Below are 18,687 nucleotides of genomic sequence, written 5' to 3' on the forward strand. Positions count from 1 at the left end.
CTAATTTTACAAAAATAATACTTAATCGTACCACTTTGACGGTTTTGCGAAAATGAACAAGGCAACAATAATGAGCGGGTTTTACACAATTTGCCCAATAACTGTGTTATTTACCTTTGTTTTGCTAATGTTCTACGGGAAAGACTTGAATCTTAACTGGGCTTTTTTTATAGTTTCCACCTCGGTGATGGTCTGCATTATCACCTTAATACTAAGTGTAGAGTGGATATGAGTAATCAAGCGGTAGACGTTGAAATTTTTGGTAGGCTGACACGAGTAAACTGCCCTCCCGGTCAGGAAGAAGCTTTACTTCAAGCTGCTAAACGACTCAGTGATCGCTTGAAAGACATGACAGATAAAACTAAAGTGACCAATGAAGTGCATTTGCTCACCATTGCCGCACTGAACTTCTGTTATGAATTAGAAACTCGCGATTCTTCTACACAAGCGCAAGAGCAGCAGCAACTTCAACTTGCTGAGCGTATGGAAAAGCTCACCGCATCACTTGATGATGCATTAAGTAAAGTACCGCAGGGAAAGCAGTCACTTTAACGAAAAATTCTCTACCGTTGTCAACCAACTAGCGAAAGAGCTAGAACGATTGATGACCGTGGAAACCAGTTTACCCTGGGGTGTACGTTAGTGGGATTAAGTCCCTGAGCCGATAAGCAATCCAAAAGGGTTAGTATTTGAAGGCTATTGAGCAAGCTCGGCTCGTACCGAGAAGCCTACGGTCGTCATTGCTGATCCGCCTTGAACCTACTGGTTCAAGGGTCCAAATCTCCAACGGCACTCTGGGGTATCTCCTTGATACCCTACTAATTGGGTAACACATCATGCTATCTCGACAGCAATTTCGTCAGCAGATCCGTCATACCAGACAACAACTCAGCGCCTCATTTCAACACCAGGCCAGCTTGAATCTGATCAAACAGTTCGCACATCTACCCGAGTTACCCTCCGCAAACCATATCGCCTTGTATCTTACCGCCGATGGTGAAATCGACACACAACCGCTCATTGAGTGGCTATGGCAACAGGGTAAACACGTCTACCTGCCCGTCATTCATCCTTTTTCTAAAGGTCACCTGCTTTTTCTTCATTATCAACCCGGTACACCAATGGTACTCAACCAATACCGCATCGCAGAACCCAAGCTTAATCAATTACTGATCCGCCCTATCAATCAACTCGATATTATTTGTACGCCATTAGTTGGCTTTGATTCAACCGGTCACAGACTCGGTATGGGGGGTGGCTATTACGATCGTACACTTGCGCCTTGGTTTAGAGATCATCGAGGGCCAAAACCTATCGGGCTTGCCCACGATTGTCAGCATGTCGATAAACTTCCCGTCGAAGCTTGGGATGTACCACTATCTAAAATAGTGACGCCAAGCAAAATATGGCAATGGGAATGTCACGGCTGAGGGTATATAATTCGCCGCGCAAACGATAACGAACTTCCAGTTAGGAGATGAGCATGACTCAAGATGAGATGAAAAAAGAAGCCGGTTGGGCTGCGCTTAAGTATGTTGAGAAAGACAGTATTGTAGGCGTCGGTACGGGCTCTACTGTGAATCACTTCATCGATGCTCTGGCGACAATCAAAGATGATATCAAGGGCGCGGTATCAAGCTCTGAAGCTTCAACCGCAAAACTCAAAGCGTTGGGTATCGAAGTTTTTGATTGTAACGAAGTCGCACGCCTAGATGTGTATGTTGATGGCGCTGACGAAATCAACGCATACCGCGATATGATCAAAGGTGGTGGTGCTGCATTAACTCGTGAAAAGATCGTTGCTGCGATCTCAGATAAGTTCATCTGTATTGTTGATGATACCAAAGCAGTCGATATTCTTGGCCAATTCCCACTGCCGGTTGAAGTGATTCCGATGGCACGCTCTTACGTGGCTCGTGAACTGGTAAAACTGGGTGGCGATCCTGCTTACCGCGAAGGTGTACTCACGGACAACGGTAACGTGATCCTTGATGTTCACAACATGCAAATCAGCAACCCTAAAGAGATGGAACGTTCGATCAATGCGATCGCTGGCGTCGTTACCGTCGGCCTATTTGCTGCTCGCGGTGCTGATGTCGTGATCACTGGTACGCCAAATGGTGCAAAAATCGAAGAATAAAAAGTAATAGATTCGCCGCAAAAATTTGTACGTTCTCACCAAGATAAACAGTGGTGACAACCTCAATAAGAAAAGCGAGATTCTGTTATTTCATTACAAGCGGTCCTATTCAGGGCCGTTTTTTGTTTTTTACTGCTCAAAAATTATTCTTTATTCCGTAATTTTCTTACCCAAACTTTATTTTTTTTGTTAAGTTAGTGAGCAGAAGACGCACAAGGAAAACGTTTGCGTGCCGATAAGAAAGTCATAGCGACTCTTTTCTAGCCCGATTTCATACGATGTGCGCCAGTTTTGCCCCCTTTCCCCACTTTAAGGATGAAGACAATGGCCAAAGTTTCACTGGATAAAGAAAAAATCAAAATACTTCTTTTAGAGGGTCTCCACCCATCATCAGTAGAAGTTCTACAAGCCGCCGGTTACACCAACATCGAATATCATAAAGGCTCTTTGTCGGATGACGAATTGATGGAAGCGGTAAAAGACGCCCACTTTATTGGTATCCGTTCTCGCACAAACTTAACCAAACAAGTCATTGATGCCGCCGAAAAATTAGTTGCGGTTGGTTGTTTTTGTATTGGCACAAATCAAGTCGACCTTCATGCCACTGCGGTTCGAGGCATTCCTGTGTTCAATGCACCATTTTCTAACACGCGCAGCGTAGCAGAGCTCGTGCTTGGTCAGATTCTTCTTCTCATGCGCGGCATTCCTGAAAAAAATGCCTTAGCACATCGTGGGATTTGGAAAAAAAGCGCCGACAACTCTTACGAAGCTCGTGGGAAGCGCCTCGGTATCATTGGTTACGGCCATATTGGCACTCAGTTAGGTATTATTGCTGAAAACTTGGGCATGCGCGTGTACTACTACGATATTGAAAACAAACTATCGCTCGGTAACGCCACACAAGTGTTCACCATGAGTGAACTGCTCAATAAGTGTGATGTCATTTCTCTGCACGTACCTGAAACACCAGAAACGAAGAACATGATGGGCACAGAAGAATTTGCACGCATGAAGCCTGGCTCGATCTTTATTAACGCGGCTCGCGGCACTGTGGTCGATATAGAAGCGCTATGTCATTCGCTTGAAGCTGGCCACATTTCAGGTGCTGCCATCGATGTGTTCCCAACGGAACCGGCAACCAATGCGGAAACATTCGAATCACCGCTGCAAAAATACGACAACGTGATTCTCACTCCGCATGTGGGGGGGTCAACCCAAGAAGCACAAGAAAACATTGGTGTAGAGGTGGCGGGTAAGCTGGCGAAATACTCTGACAACGGATCAACCCTATCAAGTGTGAACTTCCCTGAAGTCTCACTGCCTGAGCACCGTGATTGTTCACGCTTACTGCATATCCATAAAAACCGCCCTGGTATTTTGACGCAAATTAACACCATCTTCGCCGAAGAAGGCATCAACATTGCAGGTCAGTACTTACAAACAGCAGCAGAAATTGGCTACGTGGTGATCGATGTTGAAACAGAGCGCTCAGCGGAGGCTCTGGCGAAACTAAAAACCATCGAGGGCACGATTCGCGCGCGTATTCTGCACTAATCGTCAATCAAAGCTAACGACATAAAAAAACCACCGAACGTTCGGTGGTTTTTCTTTTCTATACCGGCATCAGAATAGCATTACGCTTTTAACGCTCGCTCACCGCGTGCAATACCCACCACACCACTACGTGCCACTTCAATCACTTCCGTCACCTCAGAAAGCGCTTGGATGAAGGCATCCAGCTTTTCGCTATCACCCGTCAACTGCACTGTGTATTGCGATGCCGTGACATCCACAATCTGACCACGGAAAATATCGGCGGTACGTTTCACTTCCGCACGAGCAAAACCACTGGCCTTAACTTTCACCAACATCAGTTCGCGTTCAATATGATCCAGCTCTGACACTTCTTGCACTTTCAGTACATCAATGAGCTTATGCAGCTGCTTTTGAATCTGCTCTAACACCAGATCATCGGTATTTGTCGTAATATTTAAACGTGAGAGTGTGTCATCGTCTGTAGGAGAAACGGTGAGAGACTCAATGTTATAACCACGCTGAGAAAACAAACCAACCACCCGCGATAAAGCACCCGGTTGGTTTTCCATCAATAGTGAAATGATATGTCTCATCTTATGAGCTCTCCTTCTTACTTAGCCACATTTTGTCCATACCCTCGCCTTTGATCTGCATTGGGTACACATGCTCTGTTTCATCGACGTTAATATCAACAAACACCAAACGGTCTTTCATCTCGAGTGCGCGTCGTAGACCCGCTTCGAGTTCATCCGGTGTTTCGATACGGATACCAACGTGACCGTAGGCTTCGGCAATAGCCGCAAAATCCGGTACTGAGCTCATGTAAGAATTAGAGTGGCGGCCTTGATAAATAATATCTTGCCACTGTTTCACCATCCCAAGGAAACGGTTGTTCAAATTGATAATTTTCACTGGGATATCGTACTGCATCGCGGTTGATAGCTCTTGGATATTCATCTGAATACTGCCATCTCCCGTCACGACCACCACTTCTTCGTCAGGCTTAGCAAACTTCACCCCCATACCAGCAGGTAGACCAAAGCCCATCGTTCCCAAGCCGCCCGAGTTTATCCAACGGCGTGGCTTGTTAAATGGGTAGTAAAGCGCGGCAAACATTTGATGCTGGCCAACATCCGATGCGACATAGGCATCGCCATTGGTCAGCTTGTGCAATGCCTCAATCACTTGCTGAGGCTTAATGCGCTCTGATGATGTGTCGTACTTTAAGCACTCTTTGTTACGCCAGGTTTGAATTTCATCCCACCACTGGTTCAAGGCTTGCTCATCATTGCTGCCACCTTGCTCCACCAGCAAACTCATCATTGATGCGAGGACTTTATCGGCAGAGCCTACGATAGGCAGATCCGCTTTAACGTTCTTTGAAATTGAAGAAGGATCGATATCAATATGCATGATTTTAGCGTTGGGGCAGTACTTTTCTAAATTATTGGTCGTGCGATCGTCAAAACGAACCCCAACACCAAAGATCAGATCGGCGCCATGCATCGCCATATTGGCCTCGTAGGTACCATGCATCCCAAGCATACCAAGAGAGTTTTTATGTGTACCAGGAAACGCTCCGAGCCCCATAAGCGTGCTAACTACGGGCAGGTTTAGGGTTTCCGCTAATTTCAGCAGTGGCTCATCCGCTTCTGAAATCACAGCGCCGCCCCCCACATACAACACCGGCTTTTTCGCTTCGAGTAGTGCTTTCAGCCCTTTTTTGATCTGACCTTTGTGACCTGTCGTGGTTGGCTTATATGAACGCATAGAAAGCGAAGCTGGATATTCGTACGGCAGTTTAATTTGTGGATTAAGAATATCTTTCGGTAAGTCGATGACGACAGGGCCAGGACGGCCGGTTGTCGCAATATAGAAGGCTTTCTTAACAGTTTCGGGGATGTCTTCTGCTTTTTTCACAAGGAAGCTGTGTTTAACCACTGGACGTGAAACGCCGACAATATCGCACTCCTGAAACGCATCATTACCAATGAGGTTCGTTGGCACATTGCCAGAGATGACAATCATTGGAATCGAATCCATGTATGCCGTCGCAATGCCGGTAATGGTATTCGTGGCACCAGGACCTGAACACACAAGAACCACTCCTGGGTTTCCCGTCGCGCGTGCGTAGCCATCGGCCATATGCGTTGCGGCTTGTTCATGACGAACAAGCACGTGCTTAATTTGGTCGGTTTTAGCATGAAGTGCATCATAGATATCCAGTACTGAACCGCCTGGATAGCCAAATATCTGTTCAACTCCTTCTTCGATGAGAGATTGAACAACCATCTCTGCACCGGACAACATTGCTGTCATATTTTTCTCCTTACCTGCGCCAATCAATAGGGTTCATCGCTTGGCCGGTTACACATAGTTAGGGCTTATTCGTAGCCTAAATGAAATACTTCCACTCTTTCTCTATGCCTTGCGCATGTCATAACAACACACAAGCAATATCAACAAATGTAACGTTTTATTTTCAAAGAATCTATGCCGACTTTTCTCTCACTACCCACACAATGCTATGAATTCCGAGAATTACGACAATAAATAAGGAAATACTGACTGAAAATCAGAATCTTTTAAGGAAACAGCAGAAAATAAAGCTGAATATTTTTTATACACCGGGCGACGAAGTCTTGTTCAGCCTCAATTTAGAATAAAAAAAATCCCCCACGACCAAATGACGGTAGTGAGGGATTTTTAATCAACCTAAAAATTTAGGTGGGAAAAAGCTACTTTTTCGACGGTTTATCGTCGTACATTTCTTCGATTTCGTCTTGGTATTTATCGTTAATCACTTTACGACGCAATTTCTGCGTTGGTGTTAACTCACCATCATCCATCGAGAATGCTTTTGGCAACAATTTAAATTTCTTCACCTGCTCAAACTTAGCCAGTTCTTTTTGCAGGTCATTAACGCGGGATTCTAGCATCTCAACGATTTGGTGATGCTTAATCAACTCCACACGGTCATGGTATTTAATATTGAGCTCTTTCGCGTATTCTTCCAGGCTATCAAAGCATGGGACAATCAACGCTGATACGAATTTACGCGTATCGGCAATCACCGCAATTTGCTCGATGAAATGGTCTTTACCAATTGCGCCTTCAACCACTTGCGGTGCAATGTACTTACCGTTCGATGTTTTCATCAGCTCTTTGATGCGATCAGTAATAAATAGATTACCGTTCTCATCAATATGGCCTGCATCACCGGTTTTTAAGAAGCCGTGTTCATCAAAGGTTTGTGCGGTCTCTTCAGGCATTTTGTAGTAACCACGCATCACCATTGGACCACGAACTAAGATCTCGTTGTTCTCGCCAATCTTCACTTGTGCGCCCGGCATCGACATACCGATAGAAGCTGGATCAAAACATTTGTCATCCCAGCAAGATACGGTCGCCGTCGTTTCCGTCATACCGTAGCCCAACTTCACGTTGATACCAATCGCATGGAAGAAACGGCCAATCGTCTCGTCTAACTTCGCACCACCACATGGCATGAAGTTAATTCGACCACCGAGCAATGCTCGCAATTTTGACAGCACCAATTTGTCTGCGAGTTTGTACGATTTGGTCAGCATCAACGATGGCTTACGTCCATCTTGATGGCATACGGCCATTTTCGCGCCCATGTTAACCGCCCATGTGAACAACACTTTGCGGATAAAGGGGGCTTTAGCGACCTTCTCATGAATAGCAGAGAAAATCTTTTCATAGAAGCGTGGAACCGCACTCATTACCGTAGGGCGGATTTCGCTCAATGCATCCCGCACTTGCATCGTATCTTGCAAGTAGCAGTTGGTTGCACCGCGATACAATACGTAGAACGTCCAAGCGCGCTCAAAGACATGAGACAGCGGCAGGAAACATAACGAAACGTCTTGATCGGTCAAGCTCAAACGCTGATCGTGGCCTTGCAATTGTGCGCCAATGTTCGCGTAATCAAGCATCACACCTTTTGGCTGGCCCGTAGTACCAGAGGTGTAAATGAGCGTTAATAGGTCGTCAAGGTTGGCATCATCAATACGTTGCATTAGTTCCGCTTGATGCGCTTCATCACCACGAGCGATGAAATCTTGCCAGCTGCAAACAAACGCATGATCTTGTAGGTCGATATCATCAGACATCGCAACGATCAGCTCGAGTTGCTCGCACTGTTCAAAAATAGACACAGCCATATCAAATTGAGGCTGCTCACCAACAAACAGAACCTTAACATCTGCATTTTGCAAAATGTACGCTGATTGCGCAGCGGTGCTCGTTGGGTAAATAGGCACAATCACGCTACGAACTTGCAGTGTAGCGATATCCGCAATCGTCCATTGCGGCATGTTGTTTGAGAAGATCCCTATCTTATCTTGTACTCGTAATCCTTGAGCCAATAGAGCCAGTGAAATTGCATCCACTTGCTGACCAAATTGCTGCCAGCTAATGCCTTGCCATAAGCCATCAACTTTGTGCTTGAGCGCGGTGCGTTCGCCGCTTTGCGCAATTTGTTCACGAATTCTTTTAACGATATGAAAGTCTAAATTGGCCATCTTTTCTACCTTTAGGCTTACACCTGTAAGCCTTTTGCGCGCACAGTGTACATTTCAAGCTAAAAAAGGCAACTGACACGTATCAAACTTATAAGAAAAAGCCTCGGTAGCTATCGCCATCCGAGGCTTATAATTAAGTATTTCAAAGAATTAGAGGTCAGTCATGACTCAACTTAATTTTCAATATAACCTTTATTTTCATATGGTTAAGATTAAGCTTTGCGTGCAACCACCTCACCGCAAACTTCCATTAACTGATCTCGTAACCAAATATGTCCTTTATCTTTTTCACTCGATTCATGCCAGCTCAAATAGCCATTAATTCTCGTATTCTCGAATGGTGAGGTGACAATTTGTAACTGTTGGTGATTATCGGCATTTTCAACCATCCAGCGCGGCGCAATCGTTACGAGCTCAGATTGACCCACAACATACAGCACGTTACTTAAACTGGTGCCTTCATAATAAGCATTGATGTCGAGCTCTCGATACGCTTGCTCAGAGAAACTGCGCTGCCCATGCACTTTAGATAAGATTGCGTGACGCTCAGAACGCAGTGATTCAACACTGACCGCCCCATCAATTCTTGGGTGAGATTTTGCCGCCACCACGACCAATTCATCTTGGAATATTTCAGTACTCGAGAAACCTTGCTCATCAAATCGAGCGTAGTCGATAACAAAATCAATTTCTTGATAACGCATACGTTCCGCTAATTGACGATCAAATTCCGCATCGAGGTGTAACTGCACGTGAGGGGCTTGTTGATGGATAGAGTGCATCACCTGCGGGGCAAAACGCATATCACATGGGCTGCACATCGCCAGTTTAAATAGACGTGTTGACGTTTCAGGAGAGAAGACTGAACTCGGTAGCTCATTGCGGATCAATTGTAATGATTGACGTACGGGACCAAATAATTGGCGAGCACGCTGAGTGGGTTGAATCCCGCGACCTTGGCGCATAAATAATTCGTCATTAAACATCACTTTCAAACGCGCGACCGCATTGCTTACCGCAGGCTGTGACATATTCAAATTATGTGCGGCTCGCGTAATGTTTTGCTCTTGCATTACCGCATCAAAAACAGTCAACAAATTAAGATCAACGCCACGTAATGTACTTTCCATTCGGTAGCTTGCAATGGCACTCATTGGTTCTTTCGCTTCGGTCATCAGTCTCTTCTCTTAAGTTGAATCATGAGTCAAAGCACGCCACAAGCCTTCTTGTTTGGCCGTCTTTAGATGTCGCGGTTTGACGTGCTGATTATCTATTTATGATTTAGATGAGTAGTAAGTGAAAGAGACTATCGACCAATCGACCGACGGGGTGCAACTGGATTGACAATTAATCAGTATTTTTTTGTTACGCCCAAACAAAAACCTTAAAATACAATCAGATAATATAAAAATAAAAAAAGATAAATTGTTCTTTTTTAGCTCTTTGAGCAACAATTCACTCTAACTATGAGTCAAACGTACGCCGCTTAGCATCATTGATGCTACTAATGACCCAATACGACAATGCATAATGAAAATATATACGTCCTTCTTTATCGGCTCGCTATTCATGAAAAGCATAACTTGGAAAATCCACTTGGCTCCATAACTGATCCGTCAATTGCTCGGTATTACTCCAGTCGCCCTTGAGCACCCATTCGACTATCGCACTCGCAACATCGGGGTAATCGACACTTTCAGCCGATTCTTCATCAAGCCATCTTCTGACGACAGAGGCATCCAAGCTCTCCATGCTACTGGCTAAGCCTAAACTTTCTAATGTCGCTACATTGGACAACTGTTCAAACTGCCCTGCCAGAGGCTTGAGTAATAATTTTTTACCTAACGTCAGCGCTTCCGAGGGTAACTCAAATCCGCCATTCGCAATGATGCCCGCACAACGGTTTAGGTAATGCTGAAACTCTTCCAAACTCAATGGAAAGAAACGAATATTATCGATTTGGGTCTCAACCGAGATTTGCGGATGAAAACACACAAAGGTTTGACTGGTAAATCGGAGCAATAAGTCTTTTATGTCTTCCAAACTTTCAAACGGTAAGTAGATCAATATGTACGACTCAGCATTTACCTTTTCTTTTTTGGTATGAACAATGGGGGGAAGTATCGGTTGATTAAAATGATGCCAGTGCAGCCCTAGATACAAAGGGCTTGGCGCAAAGTAGCGGATGACTTGCTTATCGATCCAACTTGCTCCTTTAAGAGGCACAGGGTAGCGGAAGGCATTTTGATGGCTAATGCTGATGATCGCCTTTTTCTGCTGCTTCGCCGCCCATGCCGTCACTGGCTCAAAGTCGTTGAGTATCAAATCATAGCTTGAAAGATCCATCGCTGAAATTTCTTGCCAAAGCTCAACAACGTTATTTTTGATCACGGTTTGCGGGTAATTGATCCGCCCATTTTCCGTAATGAACGTCAGCCCGCGGCGAGTCTGATACTCTCCAAACGCTTCCATCGCAAAGTAATCGCCAGCCGCTCTCCCAGAGAACAGAAAATCCACATCAATCTGCTTTTCTTTTAGTGCATGGCACATCGCCCGTGCCCGCGCAATATGGCCATTTCCGGTGCCTTGAACTCCATACAAAATCTTCATAATCCATAGCTTCCTATCAAACTCAATGCCGTCGTCGCACAGGCGATCCCCATACACGCTCCAATCAGTACATCACTAAAAAAATGCACGCCAAGTAAAATGCGTGACATCGCTATCAATGCCGCCCATACCAATGAAAATGATTCATATGCCGGATAAAATTGACCAATCAGGGTCGCGATTAAAAATGCCGCGGCAGTATGACCCGAAGGCAAACTGTAACGATCTGACGGTGTAATAAAAGAAGGGACCAAGGCACAGAGTTCTTGAGGTCGACGTCGCTTAAACACGTTTTTTGCAGTCCAATAGATGGGTAATTCAATCACAAAGGCAAGCAAGCCTGCCGCTAAAAACAAGCTCCCAGCCTCTCCCCCTAGCCACCAGGAGAGCCCCCCTAATAGCGCATATAAATGTCCATCTCCAGTATGTGAAATAACACGACATAGTTTTGAAATAGGGCGAGAGAATTTGTGCTGTAAACAGAATAGAGAGAACGCAAGGTCAAACTTGGCGATAGGCTCAATAGAACGCATAAAACACCTCTGTAGTTAGTGCTATTATGTTCAAACTAATCGTCTTTCGTGACACTGATTTGACGTTTTTTTGTTGAGTTAGTGACAGCGCTCCTCTTTATTTTTCAACACTCACAGAGAACGATTCTGGTTTGTTGTTTAGACACAAAGACACTTCAAGTGTATGAGAAAAACGTAAATAAAAACCAGGTCATATCGAATTTCATTTATTGCATAGAAATCCTTTGTTGCGATTAAGATCCACTCAAAGTGGATAAAAAAACAACTTTAAGGTTGACGTGTAGTGCTGAGTACGGTACTAATCTATTAACTTAAATATGTGGTTTCATTAACTCTCTTAGGAAGTAGTTAACAATGATAAGAACATTTTCTCGCCAACTGAGCCTCCTCCTGATCGTGAATCAATCGCGCGGGTAGGCTGTGGAAGAGAATTAACCACACAGATTTACAACAGACCCGCACCGAGTTGCGGGTTTTTTTATGATCAAATACTGGAAGTAATCGTTAAATACCCGCAGCTCAGTGGATACATAAACGAATGAAGAAGGAAGCTCTTATGAACGATCAAGTCATTATTTTCGACACCACGTTGCGTGATGGCGAACAAGCATTGTCAGCCAGTTTGACAGTAAAAGAAAAACTGCAGATTGCGTATGCACTTGAACGTCTCGGGGTGGATGTGATTGAAGCAGGATTTCCAGTTTCTTCTCCAGGCGATTTTGAATCCGTACAGACCATTGCTCGACACATTAAACACAGTCGCATCTGCGCGCTTTCTCGTGCGGTACCAAGTGATATTGATGCGGCCGCACAAGCCCTAAAAGTCGCTGAAGCATTCCGTATTCATACCTTTATATCCACCTCAACCGTCCATGTACAAGACAAGTTGCGCCGTAGCTACGACGATGTAGTTGAAATGGCGGTACGAGCCGTAAAGCACGCTCGTCAATACACTGATGATGTTGAATTTTCCTGTGAAGATGCAGGACGTACCCCTATCGACAATCTATGTCGCATGGTCGAAGCGGCAATCAAAGCCGGTGCAAGTACCGTTAATATTCCTGATACCGTTGGCTACACCGTCCCAAATGAGTTTGGTGGCATTATCGAAACACTGTTTAATCGTGTGCCTAATATCGATAAGGCGATCATATCCGTCCATTGCCATGATGACTTGGGCATGTCTGTTGCCAACTCGATCGCCGCGGTTCAAGCCGGGGCTCGCCAGATTGAAGGTACGATTAACGGGATTGGTGAACGTGCCGGTAACTGTGCGCTAGAAGAGATCGCAATGATCATTAAGACACGCCAGGAGCTACTAGGCGTGCATACCGGCCTTAAACACGATGAAATTCACCGTACCAGCAAACTTGTCAGCCAATTGTGCAACATGCCAATTCAAAGCAACAAAGCGATTGTCGGCACCAATGCTTTTAGCCACTCGTCAGGCATTCACCAAGACGGCATGTTGAAGAACAAAAACACCTACGAAATCATGACGCCTGAGTCGATAGGTTTGAAAAATCAATCACTCAACCTAACCAGTCGTAGTGGCCGTGCCGCGGTGAAGAGCCATATGGATGCGATGGGTTACAAAGATGAAGAGTACAACCTAAATGCCTTGTATGACGCTTTCTTAAAGCTAGCGGACCGAAAAGGTCAGGTCTTTGATTACGACTTAGAAGCACTAATGCACTTCTCTAACTTGCGTGATGAAGATGATTTCTACCGATTGAATTACCTAAGCGTGCAATCTGGCAGTGTCATGGCGACAACCACAATTCAATTGCAATGCGGCGATGAAGAGAAGTGTGAAGCAGCCGTTGGCAATGGCCCAGTGGATGCGCTTTATCAATGTATTTATCGTGTGACTGGTTACGACATTGTATTGGATAAATTTGACCTAACCGCCAAAGGTGAAGGCGAAGATGGTTTAGGCCAGGCCGATATTATTGCCAATTACAAAGGGCGTAAATATCACGGCACGGGTATCTCGACCGATATCGTTGAGGCGTCGGGTCAGGCGCTGCTGCATGTGATTAATAGCATTCATCGCGCCGATAAAATTGCCGAGATTAAGCAGAAAAAAATCGCCACCGTATAGGATGATAATCAAGCGCTCTCCAGTTGCACTTGATGAACAAAATACAGCAAAAAACGCTAAGCCTATCATCAGGATGAGTGACTTGAGATAGGTACAAAAATTAAAGGATTAACATGACAGACAAAACATACAAGATCGCAGTCTTAGCCGGTGACGGTATTGGCCCAGAAGTGATGGCGCAAGCGAACAAAGTATTAGATGCGATTGAGACTAAGCGAGGCATTACGTTTCAACGTGAAGCGCATGATGTGGGCGGTATCGCGATCGATAATCACGGTAGCCCATTACCACAAGCGACCATCGCAGCTTGTGAACAATCCGATGCGGTTCTGTTTGGTTCCGTGGGTGGCCCAAAATGGGAGCACTTACCACCAAATGATCAACCAGAGCGTGGCGCACTTCTACCACTGCGTAAACACTTCCAGCTCTTTTGTAACCTACGCCCTGCACAAATCCATGCCGGCTTAGAGTCATTCTCACCACTGCGTGCCGATATCTCAGAGCGTGGTTTTGATATCGTTGTTGTCCGTGAACTGACTGGTGGCATCTACTTTGGTCAACCGAAAGGTCGTGAAGGTGAAGGGCCAAACGAGAAAGCATTTGATACTGAGATTTACCATCGCTTTGAAATTGAACGTATTGCTAAAATTGCGTTTGAGTCTGCTCGTTTACGTGGAAAAAAAGTATGCTCAGTCGACAAAGCCAACGTACTACAAAGCTCCATTCTATGGCGTGAAGTGGTTGAAGAGATTGCCAAAGATTATCCAGATGTTGAGCTTTCACACATCTACATCGACAACGCGACCATGCAGCTAATCAAAGACCCTTCTCAGTTTGACGTCATGCTATGTTCCAACATTTTTGGTGACATCATTTCTGATGAGTGCGCAATGATCACTGGCTCAATGGGCATGCTCCCTTCCGCAAGCCTAAACGAAAGTCAATTTGGTTTGTACGAACCAGCAGGAGGCAGCGCACCGGATATCGCTGGCAAAAACATCGCCAACCCTGTCGCTCAAATTCTTTCAGCTGCGCTGATGTTACGCTATAGCCTAGGTGAAGAAGATGCCGCGCAAGATATCGAGAACGCAGTATCCAAGGCACTGTCAGCAGGGGAATTAACGGCCGATCTCGCAGGCGATAAACCAGCACTATCGACCTCTGAGATGGGCGATAAAATCGCTGAATACATCTTAAATTCGTAGCACGGTTTAATTTATAACAACTGATTAGAATCGCCTCACAACAATAATAAATAAATCAATGCGTTGGATTTACCTCTAATTCATTGATGTTATAACAAAAGCGTTATTTCATTTACTCCAAGGTATTTAGCTCGCTAGAGCTGGTCTCTCTTACAGACAAAGAGTAATGAAGGAATCAAAGACTATTGTGGTGATAAGACGATGAGGAAAGGAAGCAATGGGTAAAACACTATATGAAAAAGTCTACGATGCACACGTAGCTGTCGCCGCTGAAGGTGAAACCCCAATTTTATATATCGATCGTCACTTAGTGCACGAAGTTACCTCTCCACAAGCTTTCGATGGCTTACGAGAAAAGGGACGCAAAGTTCGCCAAGTAAACAAAACCTTCGCCACCATGGATCACAACGTATCCACCACAACCAAAGACATTAATGCTTCAGGTGAGATGGCTCGTATCCAAATGGAAACGCTATCAAAAAACTGTGAAGAGTTTGGCGTCACTCTGTATGACATCAACCACAAATACCAAGGCATTGTGCACGTTATGGGCCCAGAGCTAGGGATTACTCTACCGGGTATGACGATCGTTTGTGGTGACTCTCATACCGCCACGCACGGTGCTTTTGGTTCGCTCGCCTTTGGCATCGGAACCTCAGAAGTTGAGCATGTCCTTGCGACGCAAACTCTCAAGCAAGCACGTGCTAAAACAATGAAAATTGAGGTCAAAGGCAAAGTATCAGAAGGGATCACGGCGAAAGACATCGTACTGGCGATTATCGGCAAAACAACAGCAGCAGGCGGCACTGGTTATGTCGTTGAGTTCTGTGGTGAAGCAATTACAGACCTTACAATGGAAGGTCGTATGACGGTATGTAACATGGCGATTGAGCTCGGTGCTAAAGCCGGTCTTATCGCACCTGACGCGACCACCTTTGATTACATTAAAGATCGCAAATTCTCACCAAAAGGTGATGATTTCACTGCGGCAGTTGACTACTGGTCGACGCTAAAAACAGATGAAGACGCTCAGTTTGATGCAGTAGTGTCACTCAACGCTGCGGATATTAAGCCGCAAGTTACCTGGGGTACTAACCCTGGCCAAGTAATCGCCGTTGACGCCCCTATTCCATCACCCGCAAGCTTCGCGGATCCCGTAGAAAAAGCATCAGCAGAAAAAGCATTGGCTTATATGGGATTAGAAGCAGGTAAGGCCTTATCTGATTACTCTGTTGATAAGGTCTTTGTTGGCTCTTGTACAAACTCTCGAATTGAAGATATGCGCGCAGCGGCTGAAGTCGCGAAAGGACGAAAAGTCGCTTCACATGTTCAAGCGCTGATCGTTCCAGGATCGGAGCAAGTAAAAGCTCAGGCAGAAGCTGAAGGACTGGATACCATTTTTAAAGACGCCGGATTTGAATGGCGTCTACCGGGCTGTTCAATGTGCTTGGCAATGAACAACGATCGCCTAGGTCCTCAAGAACGCTGCGCATCGACTTCAAACCGCAACTTTGAAGGTCGCCAAGGGCGTGATGGCCGAACGCATCTAGTCAGCCCAGCAATGGCTGCAGCGGCCGCGATTGCCGGTCACTTTGTTGATATTCGTGAATTGGATTAGGGAGTTAAATATGTCAGGTTTTAAGCAACATACAGGCTTGGTTGTTCCTCTTGATGCCGCCAATGTCGATACGGATGCCATCATTCCGAAACAGTTTCTACAAAAGGTGTCGCGTTTAGGTTTTGGGAAACATCTGTTCCATGACTGGCGCTTTCTTGATGACGCAGGGCAACAAGCAAATCCAGAATTTGTTATGAATGCGCCTCGTTACCAAGGGGCTTCAATACTTATTGCTCGAGAAAACTTTGGTTGTGGTTCTTCCCGTGAACATGCCCCTTGGGCGCTAGCGGATTACGGTATTAAAGCGATGATCGCACCGAGTTTTGCTGATATTTTTTATGGCAACTCAATCAACAACCAAATGGTTCCAGTACGCTTAACTGAGCAAGAAGTGGATGAGATCTTTCAATTCGTTGAAGCCAATGAGGGTGCGCAGATAGAAATTGATCTGGAAGCGATGCGTGTTCGTGCCAATGGTAAAGAATACAGCTTTGAAATCGATTCGTTCCGCCGTCATTGCCTGCTCAACGGTTTAGACAACATTGGCCTAACCTTGCAGCACGAAGCTAAAATCACTGAATACGAAAACAAAATACCAAGCTTTCTTGCTTAGTTAAAACATCTAGGTTGGCTTAATCGCCAACCTTTTTTTATCCCTTTGAAGGATTGTTTACTTGTCGATGGAAAGAATTATCTTCTCTCAACGGTCTAATTAATCAGGTTCTATCAGCTTGAGTTTTATTATGAAAACAAGATTCGCTCTCAGCGTTACGTTAATCGCCCTCCCCTTTATTGCGTTTTCTACCCAGGCAGCGCCAAAGTCTGAACTGTGGTCTTATTGGAAGCAAAGTGATGAGAGCAATCAGATGACGATTGATCATCAGTCTTGGCAGGAGATCCTTGATCAATATCTATCGGTTTCAGGTCAGGATCACCTTTTCGCCTACCAAGCCGTCAAACAGCGAGATAAGCAAAAGCTGGATAACTATATAGCGCAATTAAGCCAAATCGACCCTAGAGAATATTCGCAGGCGGTGCAATATGCCTACTGGGTCAATCTCTACAATGCCATTACTGTTGATCTTATACTCGATGCTTACCCAGTAAAGTCGATTACTAAGTTAGGAGGATTTTTCAGTTTCGGCCCCTGGGATGAAAAGGTTGTTACTATTGAAGGAAAAAAACTAACGCTTAATGACATTGAGCATCGGATACTGCGTCCCATCTGGAATGATCCTCGTACTCACTATGCGGTTAACTGTGCAAGCTTAGGGTGTCCAAATTTGCAAACCAAGGCATTCACTGCACAAAATAAAGAGGCTCTATTAGAACAGGCCGCAAAAGCCTTTATTAATAGCCCGAAAGGTGTGCAAGTGACCGCTAAAGGCATCACGCTCTCTTCAATTTACGACTGGTTTGGCCGTGATTTTGCTGTTGATGGTGGTGTAATGGCACACATCGAATCCTACCGCTCAGGTTTCGCCGCAAGTTCTGAGGCCATAAAGTATGATTATGATTGGTCCCTAAATAAAAAGTAGCAGGAAGCAAAAAGCCCCGATCGGATGATCAGGGCTTAAAATTTTTGTCACTAATACGAAAAAGCCCCGACCAAATGGTCAGGGCTTTCGGAAATAAAACCTGGCGATGTCCTACTCTCACATGGGGAAGCCCCACACTACCATCGGCGCTATTGCGTTTCACTTCTGAGTTCGGCATGGAATCAGGTGGGTCCGCAACGCTATGGTCGCCAAGTAAATTCTTTTATAAATGGTGCTGATACCCAGAATCGAACTGGGGACCTCATCCTTACCAAGGATGCGCTCTACCGACTGAGCCATATCAGCGCACAAAGTCTTTTGTCCTTAAGGACCAAAAAAGCCCGCTCTTAAACGGGCTCTTTTAACAGTTGTCTTCACCTTTTAAAAAGGTAAAAACGAAATTTAAAGCCTGGCGATGTCCTACTCTCACATGGGGAAACCCCACACTACCATCGGCGCTATTGCGTTTCACTTCTGAGTTCGGCATGGAATCAGGTGGGTCCGCAACGCTATGGTCGCCAAGCAAATTCTTTAATTCGGAAAGCTGTCTTTATGTTCTCACACACATTCAATCATGTTCTTGCATTGAGTCCTACAAAACCCCTTGGGTGTTGTATGGTTAAGCCTCACGGGCAATTAGTACAGGTTAGCTCAACGCCTCACAGCGCTTACACACCCTGCCTATCAACGTTCTAGTCTCGAACAACCCTTTAGGGCACTTAAAGTGCCAGGGAAAACTCATCTCAAGGCTCGCTTCGCGCTTAGATGCTTTCAGCGCTTATCGATTCCGAACTTAGCTACCGGGCAATGCCACTGGCGTGACAACCCGAACACCAGAGGTTCGTCCACTCCGGTC

General features: G+C 45.3%; 15 protein-coding genes, 1 tRNA gene, 3 rRNA genes and 1 other RNA gene. 10 read left to right on the plus strand and 10 right to left on the minus strand.

Annotated elements, in window-relative coordinates; all coding sequences use genetic code 11:
* The first annotated feature begins 228 nt into the window (after positions 1-228).
* From zapA to serA, 5 genes are all read left to right on the plus strand, one after another.
* Complete coding sequence (gene zapA / locus OJ16_RS08300; protein ID WP_040989165.1) at positions 229-552, plus strand: cell division protein ZapA; 324 nt, start codon at positions 229-231, stop codon at positions 550-552.
* Positions 553-621: 69 nt separating this feature from the next.
* A non-coding RNA gene (ssrS, locus tag OJ16_RS19750) (6S RNA) lies at positions 622-805 on the plus strand.
* A 31-nt stretch (positions 806-836) separates the two neighbouring features.
* Positions 837-1,430 carry a 5-formyltetrahydrofolate cyclo-ligase gene (locus tag OJ16_RS08305; RefSeq protein WP_040989166.1) on the plus strand — a complete coding sequence of 198 codons (594 nt, stop codon included), beginning with the start codon at positions 837-839 and terminating at the stop codon, positions 1,428-1,430.
* Positions 1,431-1,483: 53 nt separating this feature from the next.
* Positions 1,484-2,140, plus strand: a complete 657-nt coding sequence (rpiA, locus tag OJ16_RS08310) for a ribose-5-phosphate isomerase RpiA (RefSeq protein ID WP_040989167.1) — start codon at positions 1,484-1,486, stop codon at positions 2,138-2,140.
* A 324-nt stretch (positions 2,141-2,464) separates the two neighbouring features.
* Positions 2,465-3,694, plus strand: coding sequence for a phosphoglycerate dehydrogenase (gene serA / locus OJ16_RS08315; protein WP_040989168.1), 1,230 nt, complete (start codon positions 2,465-2,467; stop codon positions 3,692-3,694).
* A gap of 80 nt (positions 3,695-3,774) precedes the next feature.
* Here the strand turns inward: serA and ilvN are convergent, their stop codons facing one another.
* From ilvN to OJ16_RS08345, 6 genes are all read right to left on the minus strand, one after another.
* Positions 3,775-4,269 carry an acetolactate synthase small subunit gene (ilvN, locus tag OJ16_RS08320; protein WP_040989169.1) on the minus strand — a complete coding sequence of 165 codons (495 nt, stop codon included), beginning with the start codon at positions 4,267-4,269 and terminating at the stop codon, positions 3,775-3,777.
* 1 nt (position 4,270) lies between these two features.
* The gene (locus OJ16_RS08325; RefSeq protein WP_040989170.1) at positions 4,271-5,995 is read right to left on the minus strand and encodes an acetolactate synthase 3 large subunit; all 1,725 of its coding nucleotides are present in this window, start codon (positions 5,993-5,995) and stop codon (positions 4,271-4,273) included.
* A gap of 419 nt (positions 5,996-6,414) precedes the next feature.
* On the minus strand, positions 6,415-8,223 hold the full coding sequence (locus OJ16_RS08330) for an AMP-dependent synthetase/ligase (RefSeq protein WP_040989171.1): 1,809 nt from the start codon (positions 8,221-8,223) through the stop codon (positions 6,415-6,417).
* Between the two features lie 212 nt (positions 8,224-8,435).
* Positions 8,436-9,398, minus strand: a complete 963-nt coding sequence (gene leuO, locus OJ16_RS08335) for a transcriptional regulator LeuO (RefSeq protein ID WP_040989172.1) — start codon at positions 9,396-9,398, stop codon at positions 8,436-8,438.
* Between the two features lie 388 nt (positions 9,399-9,786).
* Positions 9,787-10,833, minus strand: a complete 1,047-nt coding sequence (locus OJ16_RS08340; protein ID WP_040989173.1) for an MJ1255/VC2487 family glycosyltransferase — start codon at positions 10,831-10,833, stop codon at positions 9,787-9,789.
* On the minus strand, positions 10,830-11,366 hold the full coding sequence (locus OJ16_RS08345) for a phosphatase PAP2 family protein (RefSeq protein ID WP_040989174.1): 537 nt from the start codon (positions 11,364-11,366) through the stop codon (positions 10,830-10,832). The genes OJ16_RS08340 and OJ16_RS08345 overlap by 4 nt, the downstream gene beginning before the upstream one ends.
* Before the next feature lie 556 nt (positions 11,367-11,922).
* Here OJ16_RS08345 and leuA point away from each other — a divergent pair.
* The 5 genes from leuA (at position 11,923) to OJ16_RS08370 (ending at position 17,831) form a co-directional block, all read left to right on the plus strand.
* Positions 11,923-13,470, plus strand: coding sequence for a 2-isopropylmalate synthase (gene leuA / locus OJ16_RS08350; RefSeq protein WP_040989175.1), 1,548 nt, complete (start codon positions 11,923-11,925; stop codon positions 13,468-13,470).
* A gap of 113 nt (positions 13,471-13,583) precedes the next feature.
* A complete protein-coding gene (leuB, locus tag OJ16_RS08355; protein WP_040989176.1) occupies positions 13,584-14,675 on the plus strand; it encodes a 3-isopropylmalate dehydrogenase in 1,092 nt (363 codons plus the stop codon).
* A gap of 217 nt (positions 14,676-14,892) precedes the next feature.
* Positions 14,893-16,293 carry a 3-isopropylmalate dehydratase large subunit gene (leuC, locus tag OJ16_RS08360; protein ID WP_040989177.1) on the plus strand — a complete coding sequence of 467 codons (1,401 nt, stop codon included), beginning with the start codon at positions 14,893-14,895 and terminating at the stop codon, positions 16,291-16,293.
* 10 nt (positions 16,294-16,303) lie between these two features.
* On the plus strand, positions 16,304-16,906 hold the full coding sequence (leuD, locus tag OJ16_RS08365; protein ID WP_040989178.1) for a 3-isopropylmalate dehydratase small subunit: 603 nt from the start codon (positions 16,304-16,306) through the stop codon (positions 16,904-16,906).
* A gap of 130 nt (positions 16,907-17,036) precedes the next feature.
* Positions 17,037-17,831, plus strand: coding sequence for a DUF547 domain-containing protein (locus tag OJ16_RS08370; RefSeq protein ID WP_040989179.1), 795 nt, complete (start codon positions 17,037-17,039; stop codon positions 17,829-17,831).
* A 98-nt stretch (positions 17,832-17,929) separates the two neighbouring features.
* On the opposite strand, the gene rrf (OJ16_RS08375) is transcribed toward OJ16_RS08370, so the two are convergent.
* From rrf (OJ16_RS08375) to OJ16_RS08390, 4 genes are all read right to left on the minus strand, one after another.
* Positions 17,930-18,045: ribosomal RNA gene (gene rrf / locus OJ16_RS08375) — 5S ribosomal RNA — on the minus strand.
* Between the two features lie 16 nt (positions 18,046-18,061).
* Positions 18,062-18,137: transfer RNA gene (locus tag OJ16_RS08380), tRNA-Thr, on the minus strand.
* 101 nt (positions 18,138-18,238) lie between these two features.
* Positions 18,239-18,354, minus strand: a 5S ribosomal RNA gene (gene rrf, locus OJ16_RS08385).
* 92 nt (positions 18,355-18,446) lie between these two features.
* Positions 18,447-18,687: ribosomal RNA gene (locus tag OJ16_RS08390) — 23S ribosomal RNA — on the minus strand; the annotation flags it as partial.

The organism is Vibrio renipiscarius (assembly GCF_000827885.1).
Taxonomy (GTDB): domain Bacteria; phylum Pseudomonadota; class Gammaproteobacteria; order Enterobacterales; family Vibrionaceae; genus Vibrio; species Vibrio renipiscarius.